Annotated in this window: 9 protein-coding genes; 6 read left to right on the forward strand and 3 right to left on the reverse strand. The window is 67.2% G+C overall.

All coding sequences use genetic code 11. The features are described 5' to 3' along the window. Nucleotides 1-56: 56 nt before the first annotated feature. From ACYP5B_RS30055 to ACYP5B_RS30075, 5 genes are all read left to right on the forward strand, one after another. Entirely contained in the window at nt 57-1,169 is a 1,113-nt protein-coding gene (locus ACYP5B_RS30055; protein ID WP_459572088.1) for an alkene reductase, read from the forward strand. Between the two features lie 256 nt (nt 1,170-1,425). Further along, on the forward strand, nt 1,426-2,706 hold the full coding sequence (locus ACYP5B_RS30060; protein ID WP_459572089.1) for a c-type cytochrome: 1,281 nt from the start codon (nt 1,426-1,428) through the stop codon (nt 2,704-2,706). After that, the gene (locus ACYP5B_RS30065; RefSeq protein WP_459572090.1) at nt 2,703-3,212 is read left to right on the forward strand and encodes a (2Fe-2S)-binding protein; all 510 of its coding nucleotides are present in this window, start codon (nt 2,703-2,705) and stop codon (nt 3,210-3,212) included. Before ACYP5B_RS30060 ends, ACYP5B_RS30065 begins: the two co-directional genes overlap by 4 nt. Further along, on the forward strand, nt 3,209-5,473 hold the full coding sequence (locus ACYP5B_RS30070) for a xanthine dehydrogenase family protein molybdopterin-binding subunit (RefSeq protein ID WP_459572091.1): 2,265 nt from the start codon (nt 3,209-3,211) through the stop codon (nt 5,471-5,473). Before ACYP5B_RS30065 ends, ACYP5B_RS30070 begins: the two co-directional genes overlap by 4 nt. A gap of 58 nt (nt 5,474-5,531) precedes the next feature. Further along, the gene (locus tag ACYP5B_RS30075) at nt 5,532-6,695 is read left to right on the forward strand and encodes an FAD binding domain-containing protein (protein ID WP_459572123.1); all 1,164 of its coding nucleotides are present in this window, start codon (nt 5,532-5,534) and stop codon (nt 6,693-6,695) included. An 18-nt stretch (nt 6,696-6,713) separates the two neighbouring features. Here the strand turns inward: ACYP5B_RS30075 and ACYP5B_RS30080 are convergent, their stop codons facing one another. Further along, the gene (locus ACYP5B_RS30080; RefSeq protein ID WP_459572092.1) at nt 6,714-7,400 is read right to left on the reverse strand and encodes a hydrolase; all 687 of its coding nucleotides are present in this window, start codon (nt 7,398-7,400) and stop codon (nt 6,714-6,716) included. A 553-nt stretch (nt 7,401-7,953) separates the two neighbouring features. On the opposite strand from ACYP5B_RS30080, the gene ACYP5B_RS30085 reads away from it, so the two are divergent. Then, on the forward strand, nt 7,954-8,409 hold the full coding sequence (locus ACYP5B_RS30085) for a DUF3331 domain-containing protein (RefSeq protein WP_459572093.1): 456 nt from the start codon (nt 7,954-7,956) through the stop codon (nt 8,407-8,409). Between the two features lie 189 nt (nt 8,410-8,598). Here ACYP5B_RS30085 and ACYP5B_RS30090 read toward each other — a convergent pair whose 3' ends face one another. After that, complete coding sequence (locus tag ACYP5B_RS30090) at nt 8,599-10,941, reverse strand: penicillin-binding protein 1A (RefSeq protein WP_459572094.1); 2,343 nt, start codon at nt 10,939-10,941, stop codon at nt 8,599-8,601. 231 nt (nt 10,942-11,172) lie between these two features. After that, entirely contained in the window at nt 11,173-12,102 is a 930-nt protein-coding gene (locus tag ACYP5B_RS30095) for a LysR family transcriptional regulator (RefSeq protein ID WP_400097953.1), read from the reverse strand. Between the last annotated feature and the right edge of the window lie 60 nt (nt 12,103-12,162).

A 12,162-nucleotide genomic window follows, 5' to 3' on the forward strand; every position in this document is an offset into this window, starting at 1 on the left:
CGCGAGGTCAAGCCTGCTGCCGCCGACCGACCCATCGCACCTGACGGAGAACCACCGTGACCCACCATCTCTTCACCTCCATTCGCCTCGGCAACCATACCCTGCCGCATCGCGTTGCCATGGCGCCGCTGACGCGCTCGCGCGCCGGCCAGCCCGGCAACGTGCCCACCGACATGAATGTCGAGTACTACCGGCAGCGTGCCGGCGCGGCGCTGATCGTCACCGAAGCCACGCAGATCTCGCAGCAGGGCCAGGGCTACGCCTGGACACCGGGCATCCATAGCGCGGCGCAAATCCAGGGATGGCAGGCCGTCAGCGACGCCGTGCACGCCCAGGGCGGCATCATCTTCATGCAGCTGTGGCACGTCGGCCGCGTTTCGCACCCCGTGTTCCAGCCCGGCGGCGCGCTGCCAGTGGCGCCCAGCGCCCTGCCGGTCCCCGGCAAGACCTTCATTATCGACGCGCATGGCAACGGCGCCTGGGGCGACGTGCCGGTGCCGCAGGCGCTGACCCTCGACGGCATCCACGACATCGTGTCCGACTACCGGCACGCCGCCCGCAACGCCATGGCCGCCGGCATGGACGGCGTGGAGATCCACGCCGGCAACGGCTACCTGCTCGACCAGTTCATCAACTCCAACAGCAACCAGCGCGACGACGCCTACGGCGGCAGCATCGAGAACAGGGCACGGCTGCTGCTGGAGGTGGTGGACGCGATCGCGGCGGAGGTCGGGCCCGCGCGCGTTGCCGTGCGGCTGACGCCCATGGGGCGCTTCATGGGCATGGGAGATGCATCGCCCGAAGAGACCTTCGGCTACATCGTGCGCCAGCTCGATACCCGGGGCCTGGCGTACCTGCACCTGGTCGAGCCGGCCATGGTCGGCACCGTCAAGGAGGAGCACGCCGATCCCCGCTGGGACGCGATCATCCAGCAACTGCGCGCGGCCTACCACGGCGTGCTGATGCTGGCGGGCGGCTATGGCCGCGACACCGCCGAGCACGCGCTCGCCAGCGGCCGCGCCGACATCATCGCCTTCGGCCGCCCGTTCATCGCCAATCCCGACCTGCCCGCCCGGCTGCGCAGCGGCCTGCCGTTGAACGCGCCCGATGCCACTTCCTTCTTCGGCGGCGGTGCCGGAGGCTACACCGATTATCCGGCCGCGGCGTAAATGCAGGTGGCCAGCAAGCGATAGGGCGTGCTCGGCACCAGCGCCAACGCGCCGGCACACCGCCCTCTCATACTTTGGTTTGGGCGTCACAGACCACTCGTCTGATTGTTGCCGGTCAATACGGCTCCTACCATGCGAGTTGAGCAGTGCCTTCCCGCCGCTGCCGAAGATCCCGATGCATGGGATGCGCGCCGCAGGCCTCCACCGATACAAGGATTCCCGCAATGAACCGGCATCTCCTCACGGCAGGCCAGGCATGAAACGCCGGCCCGTCCTTCTCGCGGCAGCAGGGGCAGCGGCTGTTGCCCTGGTAGCTGCCGCCTGCATCATGTGGGAGCCGGCCATCGCGCCGATCCCCACGCCCGCGCCCGCTTCCTTCGACCGGGCGCTGACGCTGGAGGGCGCCCGCGTGGTCGCGCTCGGCGACTGCGCGGTGTGCCATACGGCCAAGGACGGCCAGCCCTTCGCCGGCGGCCTGCCACTGGTCACGCCGTTCGGCACCATCTACTCGACCAACATCACGCCCGATGTGCAAACCGGCATCGGCAACTGGTCGCTGGACGCTTTCGCGCGCGCCATGCGGCACGGCATCGCGCGCGACGGCCACCAGCTCTACCCGGCGTTTCCGTATGTCCACTTCACCAGGATGTCGGACCGCGACATCGAGGCGGCCTATGCCTACCTGATGCGGCGCGAGCCCGTGACTGCCAGGCCGCCCGCCAACGCACTGATCTTCCCGCTCAACTTCCGGCCCCTGGTCGCCTTCTGGAACGTGCTGTTCCTGCGGCCCGGCGAAGCGCAGCGCGATCCCGCACGCGACGAAGCCTGGAACCGCGGCCGCCTGCTGGTGGATGGGCTCGGCCACTGCGCTGCCTGCCACTCGCCGCTCAACCCGATCGGCGGCGAGAAGCCGGGCCACGCCTTCGACGGCGGCGTGGTGGACAACTGGGAAGCGCCGCCGCTGAATCGCCTGGCGGGAGGGCCTGTGCCCTGGACCAAGGCGCAGCTAGCTGCTTACCTGCGCACCGGCATGTCCGCGGCGCATGGCGCGGCAGCCGGGCCGATGCTGCCAGTCACGCTCGAACTGGCCACGGTGCCGGAGGCGGACGTCGATGCCATTGCGACCTACCTGATGTCGCTGCAGAAGCCGGCACCCGCGCCCGCCGTGGTACCGGTCTCGGCGGCCGTGGCCGACCAGTCCGCCATCGCGCGCGGCGCGACGCTCTTCACCGGGGCGTGCGCCACCTGCCACGGCACCGGTTCGCCGATGCAGAGCGTGGGTGCCCGCCCCAGCCTCGCCACCAGTTCCGCGGTCAACGCGAGCACGCCGCGCAACGCCATCCAGATGATGCTGCAGGGCGTGGCGTGGAACGGCGAGGACGCCATTCACTACATGCCTGCGTTCGCGCAGGCCTTCGACGACCAGCAGCTTGCCGACCTGGCGGCCTACCTGCGCGCCACCTACTCCCGGCAGCCGCCGTGGACCGGCGTGCAGGACACCATGGCTAACCTCAGGAAAGGGGACGAAGCGAGATGATCAAGCTCACCGTCAACGGCGCGAGCCACCAGTTGGACATCGATCCGTCCATGCCGCTGCTCTACGCCCTGCGCGACGAACTGCACCTGCACGGCGCCAAGTTCGGCTGCGGCCTGGGCCAGTGCGGCGCCTGCACCGTCATTGTCGGCGACCGCCCGGTGTTTTCGTGCCTGATGCCGGTGGCATCGATCGGCACCCGGCCGGTGCGCACCATCGAGAGCCTGGGCACCGCCGACAGCCCGGGTCCCTTGCAGAAGGCGTTCATCGACCACCAGGCGGCGCAGTGCGGCTACTGCATCGCCGGCATGATCATGCGCGCGCAGGCCCTGCTGGAGGTCAACGCGCATCCCACCGAGGCCGAGCTGCGCGCGCACATGGAACCCAACCTGTGCCGGTGCGGCACCCATATGCGCATCCTGGCGGCCATCCGCGCCGTGGCCGGCACGCCCGGCGCCGTGCGCCCGGGCGGGGTCAAGGCCGAGGGCAACAAGGAGGGGGCGCGATGAGCGGCCATGACGACCACATCGACCCGGGCCGCCGCGCCTTCCTGGTCTCGGGCTCGCTGGTGGTGGGCTTCACGCTGCTGCCGGGCCGCAAGGCCATCGCGCAGATGGTGCTGGCCGACGAGGGCGCGGCCGTGCAGGTCGCGCGGCAGTACCAGGCGCTGGCGGGCAGCCTGAAGACCAACCCCTATCTCGACGCCTGGATCAGGATCGCACCCGACAACCAGGTCACGGTGTACACCGGCAAGGTCGAGCTGGGCACCGGTGTGCGCACCGCGCTGCTGCAGGTGGCGGCCGAAGAACTGCAGATGGCGCCCGCGCTGATCACCTTCCTGAGCGCCGATACCGGCCGTTCGCCGGACGAAGGGCTGACCGCCGGCAGCCACACCATGGCCGACAGCGGCAGCGCCCTGCTCAACGCAGCGGCCCAGGTGCGCGGGCTGCTGACAGCAGCGGCCGCGCGGCAGTTGCGTGTCGATGCGGCGTCGCTGTCGGTCGGCAACGCACGCATCACCGCCCCCGACGGGCGCTCGCTCTCGTTCGGCGAACTGCTGCCCGCGGTGAACCTGCACCGCGCGGCGACGCCCGCCTCGCCGCTGCGCGACCCGAAGTCGTTCTCCGTGATCGGCACGCCGATGCCTCGGCTGGACATTCCCGGCAAGGTCACCGGCAAGCCGAGCTATGTCCAGGACCTGGCCATGCCGGGCATGGTGCATGCGCGCGTGGTGCTGCCGCCTGCCTATGACGCCGCCCTGCTGTCGGTCGACGAGACCGCGGTCAAGTCCATGCCCGGCGTGATCGCCGTCGTGCGCGACGGCAACCTGCTCGCCGTGGTGGCAAGGGGGGAATGGCAGGCGGTGCGGGCACAGCGCGCGCTCGGCGCCGCCTGCCGCTGGGGCAAGGGGCGCGCGCTGCCCCGCCCCGCCGACGTGATCGCGCAGCTCAAGCAGATCTCCACGCAGCGCATCGAGATCGCCAATACCGGGGGCGCTGTGCCGGCAGGCGCCAGGACGCTGACCGCCACCTACTCCAAGCATTACCTGATGCACGGATCGATCGGCCCCTCGTGCGCCGTCGCGCAGATGCAGGACGGTGTGCTGACCGTATGGACCCACTCCCAGGGCGTCTACCCGCTGCGCGACGGCCTGGCCGAGATGCTGTCGATGCCCAAGGACAAGCTGCGCTGCATCCACGTGGAAGGCTCGGGCTGCTACGGGCACAACGGCGCCGACGACGCCGCTGCGCACGCCGCCTATCTGGCCCGCGCCCTGCCCGGGCAGCCGGTGCGCGCGCAATGGATGCGCGACCAGGAGAACCTGTGGGACCACTTCACGCCGGCCATGGTCACCGAGGTCAAGGCCTCGCTCGATGCCAGTGGCCATATCGTCGACTGGGACTACGCGCTGTGGAGCAGCTCGCATAACGAGCGCGTGGTCAACGCGGGCCGGCTGCTGCCCGCCACGCAACTGGCCAGGCCCTTCGTTCCCGCGCCCTCGGTCCCGATGCTGCAGCCCGAGGGCGGCGGCGACCGCAACGCGATTCCGCTCTACAAGCTCCCGGCCTCGCGCATCGTCAACCACTTCTCGCCGACCATGCCGCTGCGCACCTCGGCGATGCGCTCGCTGGGCGCGCACATGAACGTATTCTCGATCGAGAGCTTCATGGACGAACTGGCCGCCGTGGCCAACACCGACCCCGTCGCCTTCCGGCTGCGGCATCTGGAAGACCCGCGTGCGCGCGACGTGATCCAGCTTGCCGCCGCCAGGTTCGGCTGGCCCCGGCGCGGCCGCAAGCCCGGCCGCGGCGTCGGCTTCGCGTTCGCCAGGTACAAGAACCTGAGGGGCTATGTGGCGATCGCGCTGGAGATCTCGGTGGTGCGCGACACGGGCCTGGTGCGTCTCGAGCATGCGGAGGTGGCCGTCGATTGCGGGCAGATCGTCAATCCGGATGGCGTTCGCAACCAGATCGAGGGCGGCATCCTGCAGGCCGCGAGCTGGACGCTGTACGAGCAGCTGCGCTTTGACACCGGCGGCATCGGCAGCTTCGATTGGAGCGCCTATCCGATCATGCGCTTCTCCGCCGTGCCCACCACCATCAACGTGCACCTGATCGACCGCCCGGGCACGCCGTTCCTGGGCGTGGCCGAAGCGGCGATGGGGCCCACCGCGGGCGCCATCGGCAATGCCCTGTTCGATGCTACGGCCAAGCGCCTGCGCGACATGCCGCTGGGCGGCGAGCGGCTGCGCAGGGAAATCGCGCCGTAGCGCGCAGCGTGCCATGTCCCGGGCGCTAACCGGTGCCCGGCCCCCGAACCTCAACGCCATGACCATCATGCCCACCATGCCCACGTCCAGACCTTACCGCGCCATCGTGATCGGCGGCTCGCTCGGCGGGCTCTTTACCGCCATCTGCCTGCGCGCCATCGGCTGGAATGTCGATGTCTTCGAGCGCTCGCCGCAGCAACTCGACAGCCGCGGCGGCGGGCTCGTGCTGCAGCCTGGCGTGCTCGACGCGCTGGACTTCGCCGGGGTCGCGCACCCGCCAGAGTTCGGCGTGCCGTCGAAGGACCGCATCTTCCTGGACCGCGAGGGTGTGGTTCGCCGCATCTACATGCCGCAGACACAGATCGCCTGGAACGGACTCTATGCCCTGATGAAAGGCGCGCTCGATCCGGGCATGATCCATGCCGGCGAGGAACTGGTCGCACTGGCCCACGAGGCCGATCATATGACGGCCCGCTTTGCCTCCGGCCGCACCGAGCGCGCGGATCTGCTGATCGGCGCCGACGGACCGTTGTCCACGGTGCGGCAGGCGTTGCTGCCCGGCGATGCGCCCGCCTATGCCGGCTATGTCGCCTGGCGCGGCGTGCTGCCCGAGGCTGCGCTGGGCACGCAGGCCAAGTCGCTGCTGGTCGATGCCTTTGCCTTCCAGGACGGCCCGGGACACCAGATGCTGACTTACCTGATTCCCGGCGAGGACGGGTCGGTCCTGCGCAACGAACGGCGCCTGAACTGGGTCTGGCACCGCGCGCTGCCCGCCGGAGGACCGCTGGCGGCGGTGCTGCTGGACCGCCATGGCCGCCAGCACACGCATTCGCTGCCCCCGGGGGCGGTCAAGGACGCCGATGCCCGGGCGCTGCGGCATGACGCGGCGGACAGCCTCGCGCCCGTGTTCGCGGCACTGGTCGCATCGACCCCTGATCCCTTCCTGCAACTGATCCAGGACTACGCGGCGCCGCGCATGCGCTTCGGCCGCGCCGTGCTGCTCGGCGACGCCGCCTTCGTGGCGCGTCCGCATACCGGCGCAGGCGCGGGCAAGGCGGCAGCCAATGCCGTGGCCCTGGCGCGCGCGCTGCAGGCCACCGGGAACCGCATTGACGACGCGCTCGCGCTATGGGATCGAAGCCAGTGGGCCGCGGACAAGCGCCTGGCCCAGTGGGGCATCGCGCTGGGCAGGCGCATCATGGGCGTGGTGCAGCCTGCCTAGCCGGGTCGGCAACGCGGCTCAGCGCGCCGGCACCGGCGCGAGCGACGCGTGGGGCGTGGCGGTGCGCTGCGCGGCCTTGTGCACCATGGTGTAGGCGTAGTCCACGCCCATGCCGTAGGCGCCCGAGTGTTCCTTGACCAGTTTCATCACCGCGTCGTAGGTGTCGCGGTGGGCCCAGTCGCGCTGCCATTCGAGCAGCACCTGCTGCCAGGTCACCGGCACCACGCCGGCCTGCACCATGCGCTGCATGGCGTAGTCGTGTGCTTCCTTGCTGGTGCCGCCGGAGGCATCGGCCACCATGTAGATCTCGTAGTCGCTGTCGTGCATCGCGGACAGCGCGAAGGTGGTGTTGCAGACCTCGGTCCACAGACCGGCCACGATGATCTTCTTGCGGCCGTTGGCGGCCAGCGCGTCGCGCACCTTCTGGTCGTCCCACGAGTTCATCGAGGTGCGTTCCAGCGTCGACTGGTCGGGGAACACATCAAGCAACTCGGGGTAGGTATAGCCCGAGAAGGAGTCCGACTCGACCGTGGTGATGGTGGTCGGGATGCCGAAGATCCGGGCGGCCTTGGCCAGGCCCACCACGTTGTTCTTCATCGCCTGGCGGTCCATCGACTGCACGCCGAAGGCCATCTGCGGCTGGTGGTCGATGAAGATCAGCTGGCTGTTTTGCGGGGTCAGTACTTCGAGTTTCGGATTGGACATGATCTGCGCTCTCTCATTGAAATTGGTTGAACTTCGTGGGGCAGGGTTTTTTGTGTCCGTGCCGTCCATGGACTGAACTATATGAGAGCAACCCACGTGTGAGCCAATCAATTCATGGATGCATTATTCAAATATTTTGACGATTGATTCTCCCCAAAGAAACGGAGACGGCCCTCGCAGGCAACGGCCTTCTTCCCATCTGCAGCGGGCGCCTCCTACGTTCGTATAGCTCTGCCATCTCAATGCAGTACCGCGACTGCACGGATGGACAACTGCGTGCGGCGTGGGGCGCGTCATAAGATGTCTTCACGGCCGGCGTCCGCACGCCAGCCCTCATCCGCGCGACAGGGTCCGGCTGCCCCCCCCCCGCGCGCCTCCCCTTCCAGCGGAGCCGCCATGAGCAAGAACGAAAGCCTGTTGCAGGAACGCCAATGGCGCTGCGCGCCCCGGCGCGGCGAGTCAAGACCGGCAAGGCTGCAAAGGCCGGCTGAGCTGAGCCCCCGACCGTGACTCTGCCCACGACCCCGCACGTTTCCATCATCCGGAGCTGACCATGCCAGCGCACCCGAATCACGCCACATCATCCACACCACACGCACAGGCGGACCGCCCCGACCCGTGGGGCAGCACCATCGGGCTGCTCCACGCGCGTCAAGCCTTCCAGCTGTGCGCCGATGGCGCATGGCCCGATGAGGAAGACCCGCAAGACCGCCGGCACACCGCCATCGTCAGCGTGGTGGAGCGGCCCAGTTCCACGTTGGCGGTGATCAGCTGGCGCGATCCCACCCATTGCCGCTACGGCGACCAGATCTGGACTGCGGTATCGGCGCGCGAGGATGGGGTTTGCGCCCTCAGCGGCCTCCCCATCGCAAAGGGCCAGGCCGTCTATCGCCCGCGCCCCTGCCGGCCGCCGGCGCGCAACGCCTATGCCATGATCCTCGCGTCTGCGCTACATGCAGCGTGCGGGACCGCCGACGCCGCCCGCAGCGAGGATGCCTGGGCGGCATGAGGCAGGCAAGGGGTCGCCGCCAGATGCACGTGCGGGCCGCCCCGTGCAAATCAACAAGGGCCGGCCGCGGCGAGTCATCGAAACGGAAATGCCCTGAGGTCGAAGAATGAACCTGCGCGTTCCGGGGGCCAAGGCCCCGGCTCCCATGGTGCCATGAGCGCGTGCCTGGCTGACTACGTTTTCTGGCACTTACTGCTCCGCCGGCGCACCTTCCGGTTGAGCCTCGCCATTTTCGATAGCGGTCGGCTCCATCGGCGGGACATTTTCTTCGAAGAAGTAATCAAGCCGCCCCGACAGGTCCGTTTCCGGCACCTGTAGCCCGGTTGCCGGATTGATCCGCACCGTCACGACCCCGTCAGGGGCGGTTAGCTGACGTTCAGGGCTGTTCTGCAGTGCCGCTTTCATGAAATCCATCCAGATCGGCAGCGCAGCGCGGGCGCCCACCTCGCCCTTTCCCAGCGACCGAGGCTGATCGAAGCCGATCCATGTGATCGTCAGTCGGTCGGACGAGTACCCGTCGAACCACGCGTCAATGAAGTCATCGGTGGTGCCGGTCTTACCCGCCAGATCGCCACGCCCCAACTGCTTGGCCGCCGCCCCCGTGCCATACTCGACGACATCATGAAGCATGCTGGTCATCATGAACGCGTTCCTGGCATCGATCACCCGCGGCGCGCCGTCGGCGGCAGTCAGCGGGTGAGCCTGAAACAGGACATTGCCGCTTGAATCGGTCATGCGGTCGATCAAGTACGGGCGGATCAGGTAGCCTCCGTTAGCAAACGTCGCATACGCGACGGCCATTTGCAGCGGCGTGAAGGATCCCACGCCAAGCACCATCGACGGATACGGAGGGATCTCACTGAGCGGAAAGCCGAAGCGGGTCACGTATTGCCTCGCGTATGGCACACCAATCTGTTCGATCACCCTCGCTGCCACGACATTGCGCGACTCGGCGAGCGCGTATCGAATCGAGATCGGACCGAGGTAATTCCGCTCATAATCAACCGGCGCCCAGGCCTTCTGTCCCGGCCCGGATGGAGGCACGACAAATGGACTGTCGTCGACCATGGTCGCTGGCATCAACCCTTTTTCCAGCGCGGCAGAATAGATAAAAGGTTTGAAACTGGACCCGGGTTGTCGCCGCGCCTGCGTCACGTGATCGTAGGATTCGAGCCTGAAATCGAAGCCGCCCTGCAATGCCGTGATAGCTCCAGTGGCCGGGTCGATAGACACCAGCGCAGCTTGCGCCTGTGGAATCTCGGCAAGCCGCCATGTCCCATTGTCCAGGCGCTCAAGTCGAACCAGCGATCCGATCTGCAACCGCGCAGCCAGCGGCATTGCGCGACCCTTGCCGAGCGTGGCTCGTCCCATGGGCCCGATGGAAAATCGCCCTGTGCTACCGTCGGCGAACATCACGCTTGCCGCACCACTGTGCACGCTCAGCACTACTGCCGGCACCAGTCCGCCCAAGGATGGTAGCCCGCTCAATGCCTGCATCACCACTGCCTTGACCTGTACGGGATCACGCGGCAGGTCAAGGTTGCGCTCCGGACCGCGATAGCCATGCCGCATATCGTAGGCCACCAACCCACGCGCGACCGCCTGGTACGCGCGCGCCTGATCCAAGTCATGTAGCGTCGTATAGACGTTGAGCCCGATCTGGTAGGCTGCGTCGCCATACTGCTGCACCATGATCCGGCGCACGTCCTCTGCAACGTACGCGGCGTTCACGCGATATCGCGCGCGCGCCTCCCGGAGATGGATCGGCTCCGCAATGGCCTGCTGGAACCGGTCCGGCGCAAGAACGCCCAACGCGAGCATCCGGCCAAGTACATAGCGCTGACGGGCGATCGCTGCTGCAAAGTTGACCACGGGATTGTCACGTGAAGGCGCTTTGGTCAGGCCGGCCAGCAGCGCCGCCTGCGCAACACTCAACTGATTCAGGGGCATACCGAAGTAGACATCGGCCGCGGCGGCGAATCCGTATGCGCCTTCCCCGAGATAGATCTGATTGACGTATCTCTCGAGAATCTGCTCCTTGCTCAAGGTCCGTTCGATCTTGACCGCCAGGAGCGCCTCGGCAAACTTCCGTTCGAAGCTCTTCTCGGGTGACAGGTAGACGCTGCGCGCCAGTTGCATCGTCAACGTGCTCGCGCCCTGCCGTTTTTCCCAGCTCGACAGGTCGGCGAGCGCGGCACGGACAATGCTCGGGTAGTCGATCCCGTGGTGCTGATAAAAGCGATCATCCTCCGCGGCGACAATTGCGGCTCGAAGCGATTGCGGGACGTCGGAAAACGCGACGACCACGCGCCGCTCCTTGCCAAACTCACCAATGAGCGTGCCTTGCGCAGTGAATACCCGAAGCGGCAGCGCAGGACGGTAGTCCGTCAAATCGTCAAGCGCGGGGAGTCTTGAGTATTCCAGCACGGCAGCCAGCAGAACGACCAGCACGCCAATCACCACCAGGCAACAGGGCGTTGCCAGCAGCCACAAAATCCCACGCAAAATCCGGGCGCTTCGGCTTTGATTCATGACGCTATCCAGCACCTACCAATGTATCAGCGCTTTACCCAGACCTGCAACTGCACAAAGAGGCACAATCATCAAAGGAGGCGCGCGGCGAGACCCCCTGCGAATTGGCCTGGTCGATCCGCACTGACATTGCTATTTAGCCTGCCCATCGACACCTAAAAACAGCCTGGACAAGCCATGTGTAGAGGCCAAATGTAAAGGCCAAATCAGAATGCCCGGTTCCAGCCAGGCTCAAATGTCCGAGTTTGATGGCGTAGGCTCGAGGGTTTCCAACGCCTCCAGCTTTTCCTTCATCCACTCGATAAACGCCGATACCGCGGTCGGCAGGTGCCGGCGGCTCGGGTACAGGACGCTGAGGCCATGGCTGGTCTGCTGGTACGCCGGTAGCACTGGCACCAGCAGACCGGCCTGCACATCGAGCGTGGCCATCGACGGCGGCAAGAGTGCGATGCCGAGTCCGGCCAGCGCGGCTTTGCGCAGTGCCTGTGCAGTGTTGCCGCTAAAGCGGCCGCTGACCTGCACCTCCTCTTCGGTCCCATCGGGGCCGACGAGGCGCCAGCTGGCGTGGCCGCTGACGTGCCCGGCGGTCACGCAGTCGTGGTTTGCCAGGTCTTGCAGCGAGCCAGGCGCGCCGCGCGCGGCAAGGTAGGCCGGGCTGGCCACCAGCCCGTCGCTGCGCTCGCCCAGGAGCTGGCGGCCGATATAGCCCGAGTCCGGCAACTGGCCACCGCGAAATGCGATGTCTATCTGCTCGGCAATCAGGTCGGCCTTGGCGTCGCTTAGCACGAAATCGAGCCGGACCTGCGGATACACGGCCAAAAACTCGGCGATCCATGCCATCGGGAAGAACTCGAAGAAATCGGCTGGCGCCGCTACGCGCACCGGCCCACTGGGTTCCTGGCCGCCTGACGCCAGCGCCTGGCTGGCTTCGACCAGCCCGTCGACCGCGCCTGCGCAGCGCTCGTGGAAGACCTGGCCCGCATTGGTCAGCGTGAGCTTGCGCGTGGACCGTTGCATCAGCCGTGTGTCGAGTTGGGCTTCGAGTTGCTGGACGCGCCGGCTCACTGTGTTGGCAGGCAATCCCAGCCGCCGCGCGGCCTCGGCAAAGCTGCCGTAGCGCACCACCTGCACAAACAGCGCGATGTCGTTCAGGTCAACCATGGCAGGCAATTCCTTCTAAAAATGGATGAGTGCACTCCTATTGTGCCATCTACTCAAGCA

The sequence above is a fragment of the Cupriavidus sp. 8B genome, from assembly GCF_054589115.1.